The organism is Candidatus Pelagisphaera phototrophica (assembly GCF_014529625.1).
Lineage (GTDB): Bacteria > Verrucomicrobiota > Verrucomicrobiia > Opitutales > Opitutaceae > Pelagisphaera > Pelagisphaera phototrophica.
This window is the reverse complement of record NZ_CP076039.1, coordinates 3,797,293-3,819,288: the sequence shown is the minus strand read 5'-3', so window position 1 is coordinate 3,819,288 and position 21,996 is coordinate 3,797,293. Positions and strand designations below refer to the sequence as shown.

Sequence of the window (21,996 nt, the reverse complement as noted above, 5' to 3'; positions counted from 1 at the left end):
TTTTCGGGCTATTCTGAAGGCGTTTTTCTTCGTTCACCCTGTGGCCGCCTGCGTCGTCTTTGGCGGTTACCGCCCTGCCGGTTGCCTTCGCTATTCTCGCCTTCGCCGCGAGGGCGCCGGTTTCGACGTCGACGACGACCTTCTTGCCCTTCACCGGAACCTTCCCTTTGCGGGCGGGCGCCTCTACGGCGGTTTTGTCCACCGCGACGTTTTTGGTTGGGTTTGCGATTATTCGGGCGGCCTTTTCGCCGTTCTTGCGGCTGATCCGGCTCGCTAGCAAAAAGAGATTTCAGCCAGGCAAAGAAACCCCTTTTCTCGTTAGCAACGGGAGCATCTGAAATCCGATCCTTGGAGAGAACCCGCTTTTCAGGTGCAGCTCGTTTGCCGTCCTTCGATGGGCTGAACTCTTCGATCTGGCGTGAGCCGGTCCGTTTGGACTCATCTACTTCAGCAAATCGCCTTGGTCGGCTGGATTCCTGATTTTCATCGGAATCCTTTGCATCTGCTGGATAGGCCTCAACTTCAGACACTGGGGAAAGTGTATTCTCTTCTGAGGAAGAATCGTCCCTTACGGGTTCAATTCTCTGCTCAGGTCGCTCGCGTCGTTTGCGTTCAGGCGGGCGGTCGTTCTCGACAAGAGCCGCTGGAGCTGTCGATCTCGTAGGGAGGTCGTCGATTTCGATGATATCGTCATCGTCGTAAGCTCCACGGATTTGATCTAAGGTTTTGGCGGCCGACGGTGTTTGGGCGCCTGGCCGGCGTTTTCGAGTTCCATACAGGATGGTTGGTTTTTTGGGGGATGGCTGGGAAGGCTTGTCGCTTTTTGGCGATTCAGAGGCGCTAATTGTAACTCCTTGATGCTTAGTCTCTAGCGTTTCGCCTTCTTTATTTCCATCGTTTATTTCTTCGTTTTCGGACATTGTTGTTTCATTTACTTCGATCGGAATTCTAGCGTCGATCGAGCTTAGGTATTTCCTGATTTCTGCGGCGTATCCCTGCGTCGTGAAGGGTCATTTGTTTTCGCCGCGAAAGATGGGTACTTTACGAATATAGCGGATTATTCAATCTTTATTCCTTCGAGATTGAGTTGGTTCGTCCTCAGTCAAGGGATCGTTTCAGCCCTTTGGGTTGAAATTGTGGCTCAGATCTTTGGCCTATTGGCTTGCCTGATAGGACAATGGAAGCTAGCGGTCAATACATGGACAAGCTCACGCAAATATTTGAAATGCAGGAAGAACTGAACTCCCGAATAGGGGTGAATCTCAGGGACATCGACGACGATGAGAAGACTAAGTGGATTTTGAATTACACACGGGCGATGCAGCAGGAACTTGCGGAATTGACGGACTCTGTGCCTTGGAAATGGTGGGCGAAGTACCAGGAATTCGACCATCAGAACGCGAAGGTGGAGGTCGTTGATCTGTTCCACTTTCTGGTATCCCTCGCCCAGACTTTGGGAATGACGGCGGATGACGTATTCAAAGCCTATATTGCTAAAAACAAGGTGAATCACGAGCGCCAGGATTCAGGGTATACCGAAAAAAACGAAGCGGATTCGCGCCATATCTAGTTGGTTTCAGTGGTTGCTGGATTCCTCAATTCGATGTGTTTTCGAACCTGAAAGAAGTTCTCGAATCTAAAGCCCCATGATCCGATCGATCCATAGTCTCCGATCACTAGCCTTTTGTTTTGCCTGGTTGCTTGCGCTCCATGGCTTGAGAGGTCAAGTGGATCAGATTCCGCTATCAAACAATATCTCGAGTGAGCTTTCCGGTATTGGGGATGTGTTCTGGAAAGCCAAAAGTGCCGAGAGAGCTTTGGAGGCGGGTCTCTACGAGTTGGCTTCTGAATATGCACGGACCGCCTTGCAGGACGAGAGAATCACCGACCGAAATTTGCGTAATAAGCTTCGGTTGATTAGAGCTGATGCCATGCTGGCAACAGACCGCTTATCTGATGCGGAGGCTGCCCTGGAAGAAATTGGTCAGGAACCATCAAACACCAGCTCGGTGGATCTTCGCAAAGCTCTCATAGCGTTGTCCCGCAAGAACGCATCGTCTGCCTCCCGATATCTGGAATCTGTGCAGTCATCGGATCTAGAAGGAGGGGAGCTTGCTTGGCTGGCGTTGATCCACGGCTGGCTCGATCTCACTTCGGGTGACTACGGCGGATCTGAGATAGAGTTTGAAGAGGCTGGAAATGTTGCGCAACGCACGGCTCCTTCCTTGTATGCGCAGATCGGATTTCTAACCTTTCGCTTTCAATTAGAGTTTGCGAGCGATCAGTTGTCTTTAGAGGATTTAGAGGTAGCCTATGAACGATCTCGAGGCTCCGAAACCGGTTTTAGGTATGCCCAACTCCTGGCAGTGTCGCTTCAAAATGAGAACAGAGCTGACGAAGCGATAGAAGTATTGAGTACTGCCTTTTCTGAAATTCCGGAAACGTATGCTGAAATTAAAGACGGCATACAGCTTCTCCAGATTCTTATTGCTGGGTTGGACTCAAGCCTGGGTCAAAATGCGGCTAAGGGTTTGGCGATCGAAGGAAGTGATTTGAAGCTACAGCGCATCGCCCTGCAGAATCTAGTGTCAGAAGGCTTGAATGGTCCTGATGGAATTAAGCGAATTATGCGTGAGACGCTTGACGAGATTATTGCGACTTCACAAGGCCATCCGATGACAGCTGAGGCACTTTACTACCGGAGTATCGATGGGTTTCAGAATGAGGATCATACAAGATTAGAGGACGACGGGAAAAGAATTGTGGATCTATATCCAGATTCAGAATACAACCAAGGAATGCTCACATTGTTGGCCTCTTCCGCCTGGCAACGGAATCGGTTCCGGACGGCTGCGAGCTTTCTTACTCAGTTGAAATCAAGATTCGCAGACAAGCTGGATGTTGATCGGCTGAACATACTAATCGCGGACTGTTACTTTAGGGCGGGAGACCAGGCGGATAGCGAGGGAGATTTTTCAGATGCTGCAGATGCCTACAGGGTGGCACTGGAAGGAGATTTGGAGGAACAGGAATTCAGCCAGGTTTTTTTCCAACTCGTGCTTTCGCACTTGAATGCCAACGAATTCGATGAAGCGAAGCGAGTACTAGACAATCCTGAGCTCAGTAGAAAATCGTCACCAGTGGAGATCTGGCAAGCGGAATGGATGCTCATTAAGCAAATGCGGCTGCGTCAGGAATCCATAGAAGCCTATGAGAGGATAAACTCCTTCGTTAGCCTTGAAGGATTGAGCTTGAGTCTGCAGATGAAGATGCTCTGGCTCGGTTCGAAACTCTCCTACGAGTCCGGGTTGTATGGCGAGACGCGCACTTGGGTAGATCGGCTGACAGCGGTTTTGGGGGACTTACTTGAAGACGTGGAGGACCCGGAATTCGTCAATCAAGTTGAGTCCGATGCTCTGCTTACACTAGCAGAATCGCTTTTGAAGTCGGACCAAATTGAGGAAGGACTGGCTATTTTGGCGCGAGTTCGCAACGAGTTCGGCGGTTCCGAGTCGGCCGAAAGATCTTACCTCGTAGAGGCGCGGCATCTGGCAGACCAGGACCTTTTGGTTGAATCCTCGCAGTTGCTGAATGTTCTGGTTACAGATAATCCTCACAGTAAGTTCGCCCCGCTCGCTCTATACGAAATTGCGCTGAATGCAGAAAAGCGAGGACAGGGTGAGTACCTGAATCAGGCGTTGGAGTTGCTGGACAGGATTACCCGGGACTATCCGGAATCGGATTTGGTGTATTATGCTAGATTGAAGCAAGGAAATCTAGCTCGCCGGCTCAACAAGTTCGAAACGGCTGAGGTTGTTTACGAGTCCTTGGAAAATACTTACCGCGACCGGCCGGACCGTTATTGGGCGCAAATTTCTCTCGCGGATACTCTGATTGCCAGAGCCAGTGAGGATCCGAGTAAATTCGAAGCGGGCATTTCGAGACTGGAATTGCTAATGGATCTCCCGAATGTGCCCATCGAACTTAGAGTGGAGGCCGGCTACAAGATTGGAACTGCCTGGGAGACCCAAGGGGAGAAGTTAAAGGCGAAAGCGGCCTATTGGGATCTGTATGACCTGTTCGTTCTGAAGGAGGAAGGTATACAGAGCCTTGGCAAAAAGGGAAGGTACTGGCTTTCGAGATCGATGTTTGAGCTGGCGGAGATATTTGAGAATGAATCGAATCTGGATACAGCTGTTGAATTCTACGAGAAAATCGAACTTCTTGGGCTAGTTGGTTCCGAACTTGCCAGAGCTCGTATAGAGCAATTGAGAGGGCGTTCTCCAGTCGCTAGTGTTCAGTAAATTAGGTATATGTATTTCGCTACCATAGATTCGATACACATAGAGTTGTTTGATAAATTTCAGCAAGGCGGCATCGTTATGTGGCCCATGTTCTTAATGAGCCTTGCTGCCCTGGCTGTATTCATTGAAAGGGTACTTTTCCTGCACCGAAACCAAATTCGGTCACGAGAGTTCCTGGCGGGAATTGAAAATACGCTCAAGAAAGGTAGACTCGTTGAGGCATTGACCGTTTGCCAGGACACTCCCGGTCCTGCGGCCGCGATGGTGAAGGCGGGATTGATGTCGTTTCGAAAGTCTGATGAAGAGATTCGCGAATCCGTAAGAGAGGCTGCTGTTGTGGAGTTGGGGCCTATTAAGCGGCGAATTGGAGCTTTGTATGCAATAGCGCATGCAGCCCCGATTTTCGGGCTTTTGGGAACGCTGATTGGCTTGATAGACGCATTTTCCCAGTACGAGGAGCAAGGTGTTTACCTAAACGCTGGGTTTCTTAGCGGGAGCATGTGGCAAGCCCTTATCTCGACTGCGACGGGACTGGCTCTCAGCGCGGTGTGCATTTTGGGCCACCACTTCTTGGTCGGGAGAATTCACTCAATAGTTCAGGAGATGGAGTGGCTGGGTAGCGAACTTCTACTGACCTTTGTGGAGATCAAAGCGAATGCCAATATATCAACAGAGGAGGGCGTTAATGAGACTGTTGACTCTAAATCTGAAGAGTGAAGTCCCCAAAGCTGTGAGCCTCAATTTCTGGCCGTTTTTCGACCTATGTGTAATTGGCCTCTTCGCTACGCTTTACGGCTCCAATTTTGTAATTGCTCCGGGTATTAGTATCGATTTGCCGCGTGCAAACCACATTCAGTCTTCGGTTGCCCAGAGACTCGAGGTAATGTCTGTGGACGAGGTGAGCGGAGAGGAGCAAATCTACTTCGAAGACCGTCTCCTCAAATTGGAGACTTTGGAGAAGATGCTTCGGATTCGGGGCGAAATTTCTGAAAACGTGTCTTTGCTCATCCGGATTGATGGCTCAGTATCGGCTCAGACTTTCACCTCAATACTGGAAATCGCTGAGTCGGCAGGGTATCGTAATATCCAATGGGCGACCGAAAATCCAGAGATGGTGACGGATTTACTGGGTGGTGGTAATCCATGAGACGGTCAACTTCCAGATGGATCGTCGGTGTGGCTGTAGGCGGAATCCTTCACATTGGCATTTTTTGGAGCCTGGCGTTGCTTGCGCCTGGAGATGTTGAAGTCGGCCCGAAGAAGAGGAAAGAGGCTGCTAAAGTAGCCTACATCGGATCAGATTCAGGGGATCTTTCGTTAACAATGCAGCAGCAGATCGAGTTGTTCGACCCTAAGCCCTTGATGCAACCAACCCCTTGGAATACCGCCAACTTTGATCGTGTAGGCGATTATGTGGAGGCGGATTTGGAGATCTTTGTTGATTACCAGCCGATCTATGGCTCCGAGGATGGAGAGTTTGTCTCAGTTTATGGAAACACGTGGAGCCCAGCCGGTTCTGCCAAAGACACGATACTGGGCTTTCCCTTACAGACAACCCGGCAACTCGGTAGAGTCGCTGCGAATACCCAGAGTCTGGCAAGAGAAGGCGTAGACCTTGAAGTAGTCCGAATGCGGGATGGTGCAACGGTGTTTGAAGAGACGTTCTATAACAATGTAGCGGATGAAATTCTGAAAATACCGGGAAGCTGGGGCATCGCCTCATTTATTGTTCAAGTAGTTGATTCCTTTCAGGTTGGCCGTCCATCTATTGATCAATCCGCAGGAAATTCAGAGGCCGACAGTCAATTGAGCAACCTAATCGTCCTTCAATTGCTTCCTAAAGGCTTGCTGACCAACGGTTTTTTTCATGTCAAAGTCGCTCGGTGAAGAAGGGTGAATATTTATTAAAATTTCAGTTGACGGGAAATTTTGGCTTAGGCATCTTTTTGCTTCTTTTTTCGACACACACCACTTGGAAAGGCCCTTGTAGCTCAGTTGGTAGAGCACATCCTTGGTAAGGATGAGGTCGGCGGTTCAAATCCGCTCGAGGGCTCCATGCGAGCGAGGACCTTTATTTTGGAGGTGTCGGAAGCTTAAAGTTCAATTTTACTTAACACAAATAATTTTACTTAACATAAATAACTAACAACCAAAAATGGCTAAAGGAACCTTCGAAAGAACAAAACCGCACGTCAATGTCGGCACGATTGGACACGTTGACCACGGTAAAACGACCCTGACCACTTCCATCTTGGCAGTGCAAGCAGGCAAAGGCCTCGCAGAGCTGAAAAGCTACTCCGATATCGCAAAGGGTGGTACTGTTCGGGACGAATCTAAGATCGTTACGATCTCGGTGGCACATGTTGAGTACGAGTCGGATAACCGGCACTACGCACACGTTGACTGCCCAGGTCACGCCGATTTCGTCAAAAACATGATTACGGGAGCCGCTCAGATGGATGGTGCGATCTTGGTTGTTAGCGCAGCTGACGGACCGATGCCGCAGACTCGTGAGCACATTCTCTTGGCCCGCCAGGTTGGTGTACCAAAGATTGTCGTTTTCCTAAACAAGTGCGACTTGATCGACGACGAGGAGCTTCTTGAACTTGTTGAAATGGAAGTGCGCGAGCTTCTCGACAAGTATGATTTTCCAGGGGATGATACGACCATCATTCGTGGTTCTGCGATGCAGGCCCTCGAGGGAACGGAAGAGGGAAAGGCGCACATCCAAGCCCTCATGGACGCGATCGACAACGACATCCCTGAACCGGAGCGTGAAATCGACAAGCCTTTCCTCATGTCGATCGAAGATGTATTCTCTATTACAGGACGTGGTACGGTGGCAACGGGACGTATTGAGCGTGGTGTAATCAAGGTAGGCTCCGAAGTCGAAATCGTCGGATTGAAAGATACCGAAAAGTCAGTTGTCACTGGTGTGGAAATGTTCCGCAAGATGCTCGATCAAGGTCAAGCAGGAGACAACGTGGGCATTCTTCTCCGCGGTATCGAAAAGGAAGCGATCGAGCGCGGTCAAGTGCTTGCTCAGCCAGGATCGATCACTCCTCACAAGAAGGGCAAGGCAGAAATCTATGTTCTTTCGAAGGACGAAGGTGGACGTCACACTCCTTTCTTCAATGGATACCGTCCGCAATTCTACTTCCGGACGACTGACGTCACGGGGGTATGTGAATTGCCGGAAGGCGTTGAAATGGTAATGCCGGGTGATAACATTGCGATTGAGGTTTCACTGACGAAACCGATCGCAATGGAGAAAGGCCAGCGCTTTGCGATTCGTGAAGGAGGCCGTACCATTGGGGCCGGACGTATTACCGACATCGTAGAGTAAGCGAAACGTTACAGTTTGTTTTTCTTGCCGGAACCCGCGTAATGGGGTTTCGGCAATTCTGTTTTTTAAATTTAAGGTTATAGGGTAGTAGCTCAATTGGTAGAGTAGTGGTCTCCAAAACCATTGGTTGGGGGTTCGAGTCCCTCCTGCCCTGCCATTCTCGAAACTCGTTTAATGAAAAATCCTTTCCGCAACATCCGCCTGTTCGCCAGCGAAACCTGGAGTGAATTGCACAAAGCCTCGTGGCCAACGCGGACTGAGCTCCGCGATCATACGATCGTCGTTCTAATTTCAGTCGCCATCCTGGGGCTCTTCATTGCAGTGGCGGATTTCTCTTTGGCAAACGTGGTGAATCTTTTCACTGGATGGATGCGCTAAGCTCTGAAGCGATGACTGAAACAAGAGCAAAAGACCTCGGGGAATGGTACGTAATCCAGACACTTTCCAATCAGGAAGGAAAAGTGAAGCGATACCTGGACAAGTTTATTGTCGAGGAGGAAATGGAGGACTACGTTTTCGAGGTCCTTGTTCCGACTGAAAATGTTGTAGAGGTAAAGAATGGCAAAAAGACTCAGATAACCCGCAAGTTTTATCCCGGATACGCCTTCGTGCGCATGCGGCTCTATGATAACGATGGCAAATTGCTAAACAAGCCTTGGTATTTCGTGCGGGAGACAGCGGGTGTCATCAATTTCGTGGGCGGCGATCGGCCGGCCCCTCTCAAAAAGTCGGAGATCGATACGATCCTGAGCCAGATAGAAGCGGCTTCAGGCAAGGAGACTCCGAAAATACAATACGAAGTCGGTGAGGAAGTGAAAATTACCGATGGACCTTTTCTTAATCTCAATGGCCGGATCGACGAAATTGATCCGGAAAAAGGCAAGCTCAAGGTATCCGTTTCCATTTTTGGCCGTTTCACGCCAGTGGAGTTGGAGTATTGGCAAGTCGAACGCATAACTAGCTAGAATTATCAGATGGCAAAGAAAATAACCGGAACTATTCGTCTGCAACTGCCTGCTGGCGGTGCCAATCCAGCTCCTCCTGTGGGTCCTGCGCTGGGTGCTGCTGGGGTCAACATTATGGCCTTTTGCAAGGAGTATAATGCGAAGACCCAGGCCCAAGCGGGAACGATTCTCCCAGTAGTAATCTCAGTCTACCAAGACAAGTCATTCAGCTTCGTTTTGAAGTCCCCGCCTGCGGCTGTGCTGCTGAAGAAGGCAGCTGGTCTTGCCAAAGGTTCAGGTGTACCGAATCGCGACAAGGTTGGTAAGGTCACGAAAAAGCAGATACTGGAAATCGTTGAGACGAAAAAGGCGGATCTCAATGCGAATGATCCCGAAATGGCGTCACGCATTATTGCAGGAACGGCCCGATCGATGGGCATAGAGGTCGTCGACTAATTTTCATTAAATATAAACCCATGAAGCAGGAGCCGAAAGGCGTGTGAACTGTAAGGAGTAATAAATGGTTAAACTGACTAAACGTTTTCGAGCGGCGCAAGAGGCCGCCGATTTAAGTAAAGAATATACGGTCGAAGAGGCTGTCGAAACTTTGGCGAAATTTCCCAAGGCGAAATTCGACGAGACTGTGGAGCTTTCTATGAAGCTTCTCGTTGATCCACGTAAGGGGGAAGAAATGGTTCGTGGAACGGTGATGTTGCCTCACGGGAGTGGAAAGACGGTTCGTGTCTTGGCATTCACTTCCGATGTTGAAGCAGCGAAAGCTGCGGGAGCGACGGAAGCGGGACTGGAAGACATGATCGAAAAGGTCCAAGGAGGCTGGGTTGATTTTGATGTGGCGGTCGCGACACCGGATGCCATGAAGGAGGTTCGTAAGATCGCCCGTGTTCTCGGTCCAAAAGGCCTGATGCCAAACCCAAAGGCAGGCACGGTCTCGCCAGATATCGATAAAGCGATTAAGGAAGTGATGGCTGGTCGAGTGGAGTTCAAGTTGGATAAGAGCGCTACCTTGGGAGTAGGCGTTGGAAAACGATCCTTCTCAAAAGAGCAAATCGCTGAAAACGTAAACGCGATTTTGGATGCGATCGGCAAAGCTAGGCCAGCAGGCTTCAAAGGTCGGTACATTCGAAGTGCGAGTATCTCCGGCACGATGACCCCGGGCTTGAAAATAGCGGGATCCGAATATTCGAAATACTAAAATTTAACTAGAAACGTTACACAATGAGACCGGAAAAACAATTTCTAGTAGATGAGATAAATTCTCATCTCGACAAATCTGATTACGTATTTGTTGCCGACTATGAGCGTGCGACTGTTCCTGATATTGCGAGTCTACGTGGACAACTCGCAGCAGAAGAGGCTGAATTTCATGTCATCAAAAACAACATACTCAAAGTGGCCGCGAAAGGCCGTGGGTTCCCCGAGCTTGATGACCACCTTACGGGTCAGAATGCGATTGTGATTGGAGGTAAAAATCCTTCCGGTGTCGCCAAGGTGTTGACTAAATTCTTTGCGAAAGAGGAAAAAATTGAAGTCAAGGTGGGTGTTCTCAGCAACCAGCGACTGGGGAGTGACGAGGTAGTCGCTCTTTCTAAGTTGCCTTCGATCGAAGCGCTTCGTGCCCAACTCCTTGGCTTGCTCAGTCAACCTGGGCAGCAGTTGGTGTTCGTCATCAATGCGGTTCCACAGAACGTTCTCAATGTTCTTCAGGCGAAAGTCGACGCGGAGGGCGGAAACTAACTTTTATCATTTCGGGGGCTTGGGTGCCTTCGTCTCACAAAAACCAAATAACTAAAGATACAGGCTAGGGCCGGATTTGGCCTTAAAAGAGGAATACCAAACTAGCCGATCAAAAATAAAATGGCAGACCTAAAAAAAGAAGACGTAATCGAGTGGCTTAGCAACCAGTCCGTGCTAGATATTGCCGGACTCGTTAAAGACCTGGAAGAAAAGTGGGGCGTTAGTGCCGCTGCTCCCGTAGCCGTAGCTGCTGCTCCTGGCGCAGGTGGAGGAGAAGCCGCTGAAGCCGCAGAAGAAAAGACTGAATTCGACGTTATCCTCGCCGAGGCCGGCGCTAAGAAGATCAATGTGATCAAGGAAGTGCGTGCGATCACCGGTCTTGGCCTGAAGGACGCTAAGGACCTCGTTGAGGGTGCTCCGAAGACAGTCAAAGAAGCCGCTTCCAAGGACGAAGCTGCAGAAATCAAATCCAAGCTCGAAGCTGCTGGCGCAAAGGTAGAACTCAAATAACATTGCTCAGTACTGTTCCAAACAGCTTTCTCAGTAAGACAGGCGCGTTTTCGTGCGCCTGTCTTTCCTGTCTCTAAATGCCAGCCGGGAATCCATCTTTTCTCGACTGTTTTTCCAACATAATCACGCATCTAATCTAGCTTTTCACGCAAGAAATCGCCATGGCCGACCGCATCAATTTCGGAAAACTCAAGGACACTCTAAGTCCACCAAATCTGATTGAAATTCAGATCAACTCCTACCTGGATTTTCTGCAGAAGGACACCCCGATACTCGAACGAAAGAACGACGGTATCGAGGCTGTCTTTCGCGAAGTCTTCCCCATCGAAAGCTATGATGGGCGTCTTGTTCTGGAATTCGTTTCTTACACGATTGGAGACCCGAAGGCGACCGAAATTGAGTGTATCCGTGAGGGCATCACTTATTCGGTTCCCCTGTACGTTAAGCTTCGTTTGCGTGAAGAAGACAACCTCAAGGATGAAGAAATTTACATGGGTGAGATGCCCATGGTTACAAGCCGGGGGTCGTTCATTATTAACGGCGCCGAGCGCGTGGTTGTTAGCCAGTTACACCGTTCCCCTGGGATTTGCTATGAAGTGACGCCGCATACTAACGGTAAGCTACTTCATTCCTATCGGGTGATTCCCGATCGTGGTACTTGGCTTGAAGTGCAGTTCGACAATAATGATCTGCTCTACGTTTATCTCGACCGCCGTCGTCGTCGTCGCAAGTTCCTTATTACAACTCTATTAAGAGCGGTAGGGTACAGCTCGGACATCGATATTCTCAATCTATTCTATTCGATCGAGGAGATGCCGGTAGGCGAAGCCATGTCCAAGGAGAATGTCAGTCAGTATGTCTTGGTTGAGGATGCCGTTGACGCGGAAAAAGGAGTGGTCATCGCCCGTGCTTTTGAGCCGTTAACAAAAGCGATTGTAAGAGAGTTTGAGTCTCATGGTATTCCCGCACTGAAGATCATAGACACTTCATCGGATGAAGGGGCAATCGTTAGAGCTCTCAAGAAGGACACTACCCAAAACGAGGAAGAGGCTCTCAAGGAAATCTACAAGCGTCTTCGCCCGGGTGAACCACCGACGACGGCAAATGCGAAGGCGTTGTTGAAGCGGCTTTTCTTTGATCCCAAGCGCTACGATCTTGGACGCGTTGGCCGCTACAAGATTAATCAAAAGCTAGAGATGGATGTTGATGTCGAGCAGCGAACGTTGGAAGGCGATGACATTGTGCTCGCCACAAAGTACCTGATTAAGCTCAAAGGTGGCGAAGGTTATCTGGATGATATCGATCACTTGGGAAGTCGTCGTGTGCGAACCGTTGGTGAACTTCTCGCCAACCAGTGTCGTCTCGGTCTTTCTCGTACAGAGCGTCTTGTGCGCGAGCGCATGACCCTCTATGATCAAAGTGTTGATTCGATAACACCACAGAAGCTGATTAATCCTAAAGCGCTGACGACGGTAATTCGCGATTTCTTTGCGCGCAGCCAGTTGTCCCAGTTTATGGACCAAATCAATCCATTGGCTGAACTGACGCACAAAAGGCGTCTATCCGCTCTTGGGCCAGGTGGTTTGAATCGTGAACGTGCGGGATTCGAAGTGCGCGACGTGCATCCTTCTCACTACGGTCGTATTTGTCCTATTGAGACGCCTGAAGGACCCAATATCGGTCTTATCAATTCGCTCTCAACATTTGCTCGCGTCAACGAGTTTGGCTTTATCGAAACCCCATACCGTGTAGTCGAGAAGGGCAGAGTATCAGAGGAAATTCGCTATCTTAATGCGGACCAGGAAGAAGGCAAGATCATTGCCCAGGCTAATTCTGAACTGGACGACAAAGGTAATTTTGTTGGCAAAGTGACGGTTCGTCAAAGCGGAGAGTTTCTCGAGGTCGACAAGGAACAAGTCAATTTCATGGACGTTTCGCCTAAGCAGCTCGTATCGGTTGCGGCAGGACTGATTCCTTTCCTCGAGCATGACGATGCTAACCGAGCCCTCATGGGTTCAAACATGCAACGTCAAGGGGTTCCACTTCTAAAAGCGGATTCTCCATTGGTGGGAACTGGAATCGAAGAGCGCGTTGCTCGTGACTCGAAGACGGTATGCGTGACAGATCACGATGGAATCGTGGCTTCTGTGGACGCAAACAAGATTGTCATTACAGACGATGGAAATTTACCGGAGCACTTTTTTAGCAAACCTGTATCGGATGATGCAAACGGTGTTCATGTAATTGAACTGCGTAAGTTTATGCGGTCCAATGCGGGCACCTGCTTTAACCAGAAACCGATTGTTTCCAAGGGTCAGCCAGTCAAAGCGGGCGACATCGTAGCGGACGGCCCCTGCACTCAACAGGGTGAGCTAGCTCTCGGCCGAAATATCCTGGTGGCGTTCATGCCGTGGAACGGATACAACTTTGAGGATGCTATTCTTATATCTGAAAAAGTACTGAAGGATGACATCTACACTTCGATCCACGTAGCTGAATTTGAAGTAACTGCTCGAGACACGAAGCTCGGACCGGAAGAAATCACTCGAGACATTCCGAACGTCGGGGAGGAAGCTCTGCGGAACCTGAATCACGACGGGGTTATTCGCGTCGGGGCTGAAGTGCATCCAGGTGATATTCTGGTGGGTAAAATTACACCTAAGAGCGAGACTGAACTCGCTCCGGAAGAGAAGCTGCTGCGCGCCATCTTTGGTGAAAAGGCCGCGGATGTTAAAGATACCTCTCTCGTCGTGCCATCAGGTGTTGAAGGTATCATAATGGACGTGAAAGTTTCGAGTCGTATTGACTACGAACGCGAACGTTTGAGCCCTTCGGATCGACGTCGTCAGGTGAAGCAGATCAATGAGGAATACAAGACTCAGATGGATAAGCTTCGCGAGGGACTGACCGAAGCGCTGTCTAACATTCTTTTGGGGGAGAAAATTCCATTGGATGTGGTCAATGGCCAGAACGGCGAAATCATCATCCCTGCGAATCGCAAGATCACGAAAACACTTCTTCGTAAACTGGCCGCTGTCTCCAAGCACGTAGAAATCGATCCCTCGCCAGTTCGTATAAAGATCATGGAGATCATCAGTTCTTATCAAGGTAAGTTCGATGAGTTGGAATCCGATCGCGAGCGAAAGACTGCTAATATTGAAACCGGTGATGATTCTACACAAGGTGTGATCAAGCAGGTTAAGGTCTATATCGCTACCAAGGAAAAACTTAAGGTAGGTGACAAAATGGCAGGGCGTCACGGTAACAAAGGTGTTGTCGCGAAGATCGTTCCTGAGGAAGACATGCCCTATCTTCCCGATGGCACTCCGATTCAAATCTGTCTAAATCCGTTGGGGGTTCCCTCCCGAATGAATGTCGGACAGGTTTTGGAAACCCACATGGGCTGGGCCTGTAAAGTGCTGGGAATGAAGGTTTCGACGCCGGTCTTTGATGGTATTCCAGAAGTTACCGTTCGTCAGCACTTGGCGGATGCTGGATTGCCAACGACAGGTAAGAGTGTCCTTTACGATGGCCGCTCTGGAGAGAAGCTAGATCAGGAAGTGGTCGTAGGCTGGGTTTATATGATGAAACTGAATCACTTGGTTTCTCATAAGATCCATGCTCGTGCGGTTGGTCCTTATTCATTGGTTACTCAGCAACCACTGGGTGGTAAAGCTCAGTACGGTGGCCAGCGTTTCGGAGAAATGGAGGTCTGGGCTCTCGAAGCCTATGGAGCGGCCTATACTCTTCAAGAGCTTCTCACAGTCAAATCCGATGATGTTCAAGGTCGTACCAAGATTTACGAATCTCTTGTAAAGGGTGATTCGACTCTTCAGGCAGGAACGCCGGAGTCATTTAATGTACTGATTAAAGAAATACAGTCGCTCGGTTTGGATGTCAAACTAGGTCGTCAAAGCGAACTGGAGTACAAGTAGAATAAATTTAACTAGGAACAAATAATGTCTAGCCAAGAAGCCCAAGAAACCCTCGGTATCGAACGTGAATCGAACTTCGATTGCGTAACGATTAACGTCGCATCTACGGAAACGATCCGTTCCTGGTCTCGTGGAGAGGTCAAGAACCCAGAAACGATTAACTATCGTACCTTTAAGCCAGAGCCAGGTGGCCTGTTTTGCCAACGAATTTTCGGCCCCGTCCGCGACTACGAGTGTGCGTGTGGCAAGTATAAGCGAATTAAGTACAAAGGAGTCATTTGTGATCGTTGCGGAGTAGAAGTTACGGTATCTCGTGTTCGTCGTTCCCGTATGGGTCATATCGAACTCGCGGTCCCTGTTACTCACATCTGGTTTTTGAAAAGCATGCCATCTCGTCTTGGCTTGTTGCTTGATATGACTGCCCGCAGCCTAGAACGCGTCATTTACTATGAAGCTTTCATGGTCACTGATCCAGGACGTACTCCTCTTGAGGAAAAGCAGCTTTTGACGGATCAAGAGTACCTGCAAGCGGTGGAGGAATACGGCGACGATTCCTTCGTTGCTAAGATGGGTGCGGAAGCCTTACGCGAAGTGCTGTCTGTAATGGATATGCCGGGTACTGTTCTGGAGCTTCAGGAGTCGATGCGGAGCACCAAATCGAAGCAGATTAAAAAGAAGTTAGCGAAACGACTTAAGGTTATTCAGGGATTCATAAAATCATCGTCTCGTCCCGAGTGGATGATTCAGGAGGTTCTCCCAGTGATTCCACCAGATCTGCGTCCTTTGGTCCCATTGGAAGGTGGGCGCTTCGCTACATCGGACCTGAACGATCTGTACCGTCGTGTAATAAATCGTAACAACCGCCTTAAGAACTTGATGCAGTTGAAAACGCCGGATGTGATTATCCACAATGAGAAGCGTATGCTTCAGGAGGCGGTCGATGCGCTATTCGATAATGGTCGCCATGGTCGTCCCGTTACCGGTGCTGGAAACCGTCCGCTAAAATCTTTGAGTGATATGCTCAAAGGTAAGCAAGGTCGTTTTCGCCAGAACCTTCTCGGCAAGCGTGTCGACTACTCGGGACGTTCGGTAATCGTTATTGGCCCAGAGCTTCGCCTGCACCAGTGTGGTTTGCCAAAGAAAATGGCTTTGGTGCTTTTCGAACCTTTCATTATCCGGCGTTTGAAGGAACTTGGTTTTGTTCATACCGTTCGTGGAGCTCGTCGCATGATTGAGAAGAAGTCTCCAGAAGTTTGGGACATACTTGAAGAAGTGACCAAGGGGCACCCGGTTTTATTGAACCGTGCACCTACACTGCACAGACTTTCCATCCAGGCTTTTGAACCTGTATTGATTGAAGGAGAAGCGATTCGTGTTCATCCATTGGTTTGTACTGCGTACAATGCGGACTTCGACGGAGACCAGATGGCGGTACACGTTCCGTTGTCACTGGAGGCGACTCTTGAGTGCAAAACACTGATGATGGCGAGTGGAAACATCTTTTCTCCATCGAGTGGAAAGCCGATTTTAACTCCTTCTCAAGATGTCATTCTGGGCTCGTACTATCTGACGATGGAGCCAGGGACCGTCGAAGAGGATGCTGGACGTATTCCGCTGGCGGCGACGGAGAATGAAGCGCTATTCGCTCAAATGGATGGGGTTAGGGAGACCCATGATTGGATCCGTATTCCAAATCCAGACTATGGACGTGAGACGGTCTTTGGAAATGGCGAACATAAGACGATTACCACTACGATAGGAAGAATTCGATTTAGCCAGATTTGGCCAAAGGAATTGGGCTTCTTGAATTTCCAAGTAGATAAGAGCGAACTCGGAAACATTATCAACAATACGTATAAGGTTTCGGGTCCAGAGCAGACAGTACTTTCGTTGGATCGGCTTAAGAAGCTCGGTTTCGACGTTGCGACGATGGCCGGTATTTCAATCGGTATCGATGATATGATCATCCCCGAGTCCAAGACAGATATCGTTGCCAATGCGTTTGGCAAAATAGATGAAGTTGAAGGTCAGTACCGTAAGGGAATTATTACGACAGGCGAACGTTACAATAAGATCATCGACATCTGGACGGTTGCTACTGATGAAATCAAGAAGGCGGTTTTCGAAAAACTTCAGACGAATGGTGGAAAAGGTGGAGTGAATCCGGTCTACGTTATGATGGATTCAGGTGCTCGTGGTAATCCGAACCAGGTACGCCAGCTTTGTGGTACCCGCGGACTGATGGCCAAGCCTTCAGGGGAGATCATTGAGCGACCGATTCTTTCCTCATTCCGGGAAGGGTTAACCGTACTTGAGTACTTTATTTCTACTCACGGAGCTCGTAAGGGATTGGCTGATACCGCCCTTAAGACTGCGGATGCTGGATACCTAACTCGTAAACTTTGTGATGTGGCAATGGATGTTATCATCACAGAGGACGACTGTGGTACACGTGATGGAATTTGGAAGAGAGCTATTTTCGAAGGTGATGACGAAATTGTCAGCCTGCGTGAACGTATCGAAGGGCGCTGTGCTTGTGATGATGTTTTCAATCCGAGCAATCTAGACGAAATTATTATCACGTCAGGGGAGCTAGTCTCAGAAGAGGCGGCGCAAAGAGTTGAAGATTGCGGAATTGAGCGCATCAAGGTGATGTCGCCTCTGACATCATCTGCAAGTTACGGTATCGATTCCAAATCTTATGGTATCAATCCCGCATCCAACGATTTGGCAAAGCTTGGTGACTCAGTTGGAATTGTCGCGGCTCAGTCTATTGGTGAGCCCGGAACGCAGTTAACCATGCGTACCTTCCACATTGGAGGTATTGCCAGTTCGGTTGTGACGGATCCTCGTATCATCGCCAGAAATACAGGGCGTGTTAAATATCGCGGATTGCGCTTGGTTCATATCGAGACTCCTGAAGGACCTGTTTTCATTGCTCTGAATAAGACTGGAGCGATTCAGATTCTGGATAAAAATGATCGTGAGCTTGAAGCCTATGATATCGTAGTTGGTTCTGCCATCCGTATTCCAGATGGGGAAGAGATCAAAGCCGGTGGCGTATTGGCAAGTTGGGATCCCTACAATATTCCCAATCTTTCCGAGAAGGCTGGAACCGTGCGCTTCCGTGATATGATTCGCGGTGTTACGATTAAAAAGGAGCTCGATGAAAGTTCTGGAAGAATCGCGACAGTAATTATCGAGCACAAGGAAGACCTAAATCCGTCCGTAGAAATCTGTGACGATTCAGGTAAGGTACAGGCGGTTTACAGTATCCCAACTGGAGCGCAGGTATCGGTTGCTGAAGGCGATATTATTGCTCAAGGAGCGCTTCTGGCGAAGACTCCAAGACAGGCTTCGAAGACGAAAGACATTACCGGTGGTTTGCCACGTGTCGCCGAGCTTTTCGAAGCGCGCCGTCCAAAGGAAGCTGCGGAGATGGCCCGGTTGGATGGGGTTGTTTCTTTCGGTGGAACTGTTAGAGCGAAACGAAAGTTGATTGTCTCCAACGAAGAAACGGGCACTGACGAGGAACATTTGATCCCGCATGCGAAGCAGATCATTGTTCAGGAAGGTGATGTGGTGCATAAGGGCCAGCACTTGACCGAAGGTTCTGCGGATCCTCATGAAATCCTCGATATTTTGGGGCCTAACCGTCTGTACGAGTTTTTGATTAATGAAGTGCAAGAAGTTTATCGCCTGCAAGGGGTGACGATTAACGACAAGCACATCGAGCTGATCATTCGTCAAATGCTTCGTAAGGTTCGTATCTCCGATCCGGGTGACACTGAGTTCTTCTGGGGCGAGCAAGTTGAGCGTACGACTTTCATGCGCGAAAATAACCGGATTATTGAAGCAGGTGGGAAGCCAGCGGAAGCAGAACCGGTATTGCTTGGAATTACAAAAGCATCGATTGAAACCGAGAGTTTCATCTCGGCTGCTTCATTCCAGGAGACGACTCGCGTATTAACGGACGCATCAACATTGAGTAAAATCGACACGCTTCTCGGGTTTAAGGAAAACGTAATCATGGGTCACTTGATTCCTGCGGGAACGGGTCTTCCTCAGTATCGAGATCTTCGAATCACGCTTCCGTTTGGAAGTGAAATCGATGAGGAGGTTCCGACCGAGGAGGCAGCAGAATCCATGGTTCAAAATTCTGAAGTGATTTAGCTTCTCGAGAACGAAGATAAACTTTCAAGCCGCGACCGAGTGTCGCGGCTTTTTTGTTCTGGAGATACCGGCGTTCAATTTCTCGAACTAGGCATCCTACTGGCAGGGAAAGTACTTAAATGGGGGGATGTATTGAAGAATCTTTTCTTCCACGCTGCTGAATAGAGCTTGTTCGATCGCTTCCTCGTAGCCAATGGCTCCATTCTTTAGTTGAAGATTGCCCATGAACAAAGGTTCTTTCGGATACAGCGACTCCATCTTTTTAAGGACGTTTTTGGGGGAACGAAAGGTTCCAAGCGTTACGGAGTGGATGTATACGGGAGGAACTGAATCGAAAACCTGATCGATGAATTGGCTATATTTTTGAATACCGTTTTCGAAGTGAATGAGCGGATCAAAACGAAGTCCAATTTCCCATCCTGCTTCAGCTAGTTTTTTCAGCGCAGATAGACGTGTCTTGATTAGGGGAGCTCTGTGTTCGAGTGAATCCGCTACTGGTTCAGGGTTTAAACTGTAAGCAGCTACTACATTTGGAATAGGTTCTCGTTCCAGAAGGGAAGAAATGTTAACGCTTTTTGTGCGGAGTTCTAGCCAAGCATTTTTGTGTTGGGCAAAGAACGGAAGGAAAACGTTTGTGAAACCAGTGACCTTGTCCATGGCCAGACTGTCACAATCGTATCCACTAAAAAAGAAGCACTGCTTGGAAGGATCCTCGTCGAGAGTGGCTTTGATCTCATTTACGAAATCCTCATAGTTTACGAAAAGAACATAGTTAGCCGATTGGTACATTCCTTGGAGGAAGCAGTAGCGGCAATCGTACAGGCAATTAAGCATGTGCGAAAAATAGTAATGCTGGTCAGCTCCAAGGCCGTATTCGGGTGGAGTAGGGAGAACTCGGTTTCCGTGCTTTGCCGCTAGTATGAGAGCCGGATTCTGTTTTTGGAGACGGAAGCTCTGTCTCTTAGGATTAAAGACCTCGCTGTATCGTCCACAATCGATTCGTTCGGCACGATCGTAGCGCTTTAGAATCTCCAGCGTTCGCGGATGGTTTTGAACCGCTTCTTCTATGTATATGCGATCAAACATTAGCAGACTCGCTGTGGAGACACTTGGTCGATTTTGAACTGAAGTTGTTGGAGGAATTTGCCTTTCTTTGGGCTGTTCAAGAGGAGCTGCAGGCATAGGCCTTCCTCTAGGTCAAGGAGAGCATCCAACTGGCGTATCCGACTGGATAATTGGTGCCTCTCTGTTTCCGTAAAGGAATAGCGGGTTTTCGCCGTAGTCAGCAGATCATTCGCCCAGCCTTTCATGTAGTATTCAGCTTTCGAAAAGCCTGTATTCTCCAGAAAACTATCGATTTTTGGGATCTGTGAAGCAATCAGACTTGAGATTTCCGTCTTGTTGAAATGAGCGCCTGTGGGAGAATCAGAGTTGTCCGAAATGATCTTGATACACTGAACGCGTTCGGAAGAGGCGAATGTTAGAGCGGCGGTGTAAAAGCCGAATGCCTCCATGTCGAACACCCGATTGGTTTCATAGCGGTTCGATGGGGCATTTAGGGTTTTGATTTCGATCCCAGGCCAAGGGGATTTTCCCACAAGTTGAGGATAGAATACGTCGCGTGAATAGTCAGAAGTGATCTTGTTTCCGATGAATGCCTCGCCAATCGCTAAGTCTTCCCCGCCGCAAATGCCGATATTCAGCCAGGTTGAATCATTTGAAGGGAATCTTTCTCCCATTGCGGTTGTTGCGATCGTGCTCGATAACGAGCCAACTCCAGTCACAGCCAGCCGAGCTGTTTCGCCCTCGAAAAATTGGGCCTGACCGTGCTTGCCGCATAGTTTCATGCGGTAGTGCTGGATGATCGGTTTTGCTTCGCAATGAAGGGCGAGCACGAATTGTTCCATATTCTTCGTTTTTACCTTGATGTCATTGGGACGAATCGGCAATACGCAAAACTCTCAATTTTATCGAAGCTGATAAACTATGGAGTTTCCCTCAAGAGGCTCGCCCGATTTTCAAGCATATCAGGCCAAATTTTGGCAGGGTATGCTTTTTACTCGTTTTTCGGCAGAAAATACTTGCCGAGGTAACGCCTTAAGCTAACTTCACGCTCCTTTCTAAAAATCTCTCATCATGCCAACCATTAATCAACTTGTCAGAAAAGGCCGCAAGGTGGCCCGGACCAAGTCTAAGTCACCCGCGCTTGACTCAAATCCGTTTAGACGCGGCGTTTGCGTACAAGTCATGACGCGTACGCCGAAAAAGCCAAATTCGGCCATCCGAAAAGTGGCGAAAGTACGCTTGACCAATGGCATCGAAGTCATCGCCTACATTCCTGATGAAGGACACAGCCTTCAGGAGCACAGCATCGTTCTTGTACGGGGCGGCCGTGTGAAGGACTTACCGGGTGTGCGTTATCACATCGTTCGCGGTACCTTGGATGCAATGGGTGTGGAGAAGCGTCGACGCAGCCGGTCAAAGTACGGCGTCAAGCGCCCTAAGGCATAAGAATTCAATTATTTAGATAATGTCACGTCGTAGAAGAGCAGTTAAACGCCTAACCAAACCGGATTCCCGTTATGGGAGCACTCTGGTGGGTCACCTAGTGAACACCGTCATGCGTGACGGGAAAAAGACTTTGGCTGAGCGCATCGTATACGCTGCGTTTGAGAAAGTGAGCGAAAAGCTCGAAAAGGGTGATCCAGTGGATCTACTTTTGGGAGCTCTCGAAAACTCACGGCCTCGTTTAGAGGTGAAAAGCCGGCGTGTTGGAGGGGCCACCTACCAGGTGCCTTTAGAAATCCCGTTCGAGCGCCAAGAATCCCTTGCCATGCGATGGATGGTAAATGCTGCCGCCGCCCGTAAGGGCATCCCGATGAAGGACGCGCTCGCGAATGAAATAATCGACGCGTATAATAATACAGGCGGGGTTGTTAAGAAAAAGGAAGACACACACAAGATGGCACAGTCTAATCGTGCATTCGCCCACCTTCGCTGGTGATCGATTTTGCTCCCTTATGTTCTTT

Annotated in this window: 19 protein-coding genes and 2 tRNA genes; 18 read left to right on the top strand and 3 right to left on the bottom strand. The window is 49.1% G+C overall.

What is annotated here, in order from left to right:
• Positions 1–8: 8 nt before the first annotated feature.
• The gene (locus GA004_RS16680) at positions 9–920 is read right to left on the bottom strand and encodes a hypothetical protein (RefSeq protein ID WP_283395011.1); all 912 of its coding nucleotides are present in this window, start codon (positions 918–920) and stop codon (positions 9–11) included.
• 278 nt (positions 921–1,198) lie between these two features.
• On the opposite strand from GA004_RS16680, the gene GA004_RS16675 reads away from it, so the two are divergent.
• From GA004_RS16675 to rpoC, 16 genes are all read left to right on the top strand, one after another.
• Positions 1,199–1,570 carry a dUTPase gene (locus GA004_RS16675; protein WP_343218869.1) on the top strand — a complete coding sequence of 124 codons (372 nt, stop codon included), beginning with the start codon at positions 1,199–1,201 and terminating at the stop codon, positions 1,568–1,570.
• Between the two features lie 157 nt (positions 1,571–1,727).
• Positions 1,728–4,304: a tetratricopeptide repeat protein gene (locus GA004_RS16670; protein ID WP_283395009.1), complete on the top strand. Its 2,577-nt coding sequence runs from the start codon at positions 1,728–1,730 to the stop codon at positions 4,302–4,304.
• Positions 4,305–4,313: 9 nt separating this feature from the next.
• A complete protein-coding gene (locus tag GA004_RS16665; protein WP_283395008.1) occupies positions 4,314–5,021 on the top strand; it encodes a MotA/TolQ/ExbB proton channel family protein in 708 nt (235 codons plus the stop codon).
• Complete coding sequence (locus tag GA004_RS16660; RefSeq protein WP_283395007.1) at positions 4,990–5,451, top strand: ExbD/TolR family protein; 462 nt, start codon at positions 4,990–4,992, stop codon at positions 5,449–5,451. The genes GA004_RS16665 and GA004_RS16660 overlap by 32 nt, the downstream gene beginning before the upstream one ends.
• Positions 5,448–6,191: a hypothetical protein gene (locus GA004_RS16655; RefSeq protein ID WP_283395006.1), complete on the top strand. Its 744-nt coding sequence runs from the start codon at positions 5,448–5,450 to the stop codon at positions 6,189–6,191. The genes GA004_RS16660 and GA004_RS16655 overlap by 4 nt, the downstream gene beginning before the upstream one ends.
• 93 nt (positions 6,192–6,284) lie before the next feature.
• A tRNA-Thr gene (locus GA004_RS16650) sits at positions 6,285–6,360 on the top strand.
• Positions 6,361–6,459: 99 nt separating this feature from the next.
• Positions 6,460–7,650, top strand: coding sequence for an elongation factor Tu (gene tuf, locus GA004_RS16645; protein ID WP_283395005.1), 1,191 nt, complete (start codon positions 6,460–6,462; stop codon positions 7,648–7,650).
• An 81-nt stretch (positions 7,651–7,731) separates the two neighbouring features.
• Positions 7,732–7,807, top strand: a tRNA-Trp gene (locus tag GA004_RS16640).
• A 17-nt stretch (positions 7,808–7,824) separates the two neighbouring features.
• Complete coding sequence (gene secE / locus GA004_RS16635) at positions 7,825–8,028, top strand: preprotein translocase subunit SecE (RefSeq protein ID WP_283395004.1); 204 nt, start codon at positions 7,825–7,827, stop codon at positions 8,026–8,028.
• Between the two features lie 11 nt (positions 8,029–8,039).
• Entirely contained in the window at positions 8,040–8,615 is a 576-nt protein-coding gene (nusG, locus tag GA004_RS16630) for a transcription termination/antitermination protein NusG (protein ID WP_283395003.1), read from the top strand.
• Between the two features lie 9 nt (positions 8,616–8,624).
• Complete coding sequence (rplK, locus tag GA004_RS16625; RefSeq protein WP_283395002.1) at positions 8,625–9,050, top strand: 50S ribosomal protein L11; 426 nt, start codon at positions 8,625–8,627, stop codon at positions 9,048–9,050.
• Positions 9,051–9,114: 64 nt separating this feature from the next.
• Entirely contained in the window at positions 9,115–9,807 is a 693-nt protein-coding gene (gene rplA / locus GA004_RS16620; RefSeq protein ID WP_283395001.1) for a 50S ribosomal protein L1, read from the top strand.
• Between the two features lie 23 nt (positions 9,808–9,830).
• Positions 9,831–10,349, top strand: a complete 519-nt coding sequence (rplJ, locus tag GA004_RS16615; RefSeq protein ID WP_283395000.1) for a 50S ribosomal protein L10 — start codon at positions 9,831–9,833, stop codon at positions 10,347–10,349.
• Between the two features lie 120 nt (positions 10,350–10,469).
• Complete coding sequence (gene rplL / locus GA004_RS16610; protein WP_283394999.1) at positions 10,470–10,859, top strand: 50S ribosomal protein L7/L12; 390 nt, start codon at positions 10,470–10,472, stop codon at positions 10,857–10,859.
• A gap of 161 nt (positions 10,860–11,020) precedes the next feature.
• Positions 11,021–14,794 carry a DNA-directed RNA polymerase subunit beta gene (gene rpoB / locus GA004_RS16605; RefSeq protein ID WP_283394998.1) on the top strand — a complete coding sequence of 1,258 codons (3,774 nt, stop codon included), beginning with the start codon at positions 11,021–11,023 and terminating at the stop codon, positions 14,792–14,794.
• Positions 14,795–14,818: 24 nt separating this feature from the next.
• Entirely contained in the window at positions 14,819–18,967 is a 4,149-nt protein-coding gene (gene rpoC / locus GA004_RS16600) for a DNA-directed RNA polymerase subunit beta' (protein WP_283394997.1), read from the top strand.
• A gap of 96 nt (positions 18,968–19,063) precedes the next feature.
• Here the strand turns inward: rpoC and GA004_RS16595 are convergent, their stop codons facing one another.
• A complete protein-coding gene (locus GA004_RS16595; RefSeq protein ID WP_283394996.1) occupies positions 19,064–20,053 on the bottom strand; it encodes an SPL family radical SAM protein in 990 nt (329 codons plus the stop codon).
• The gene (locus GA004_RS16590) at positions 20,053–20,916 is read right to left on the bottom strand and encodes a hypothetical protein (RefSeq protein WP_283394995.1); all 864 of its coding nucleotides are present in this window, start codon (positions 20,914–20,916) and stop codon (positions 20,053–20,055) included. The genes GA004_RS16595 and GA004_RS16590 overlap by 1 nt, the downstream gene beginning before the upstream one ends.
• Positions 20,917–21,103: 187 nt before the next feature.
• On the opposite strand from GA004_RS16590, the gene rpsL reads away from it, so the two are divergent.
• Positions 21,104–21,478 (top strand): 30S ribosomal protein S12, encoded by a 375-nt coding sequence (gene rpsL, locus GA004_RS16585; protein WP_283394994.1) that lies wholly within the window; start codon positions 21,104–21,106, stop codon positions 21,476–21,478.
• Positions 21,479–21,497: 19 nt separating this feature from the next.
• Positions 21,498–21,971: a 30S ribosomal protein S7 gene (gene rpsG / locus GA004_RS16580; RefSeq protein WP_283394993.1), complete on the top strand. Its 474-nt coding sequence runs from the start codon at positions 21,498–21,500 to the stop codon at positions 21,969–21,971.
• Positions 21,972–21,996 lie beyond the last annotated feature (25 nt).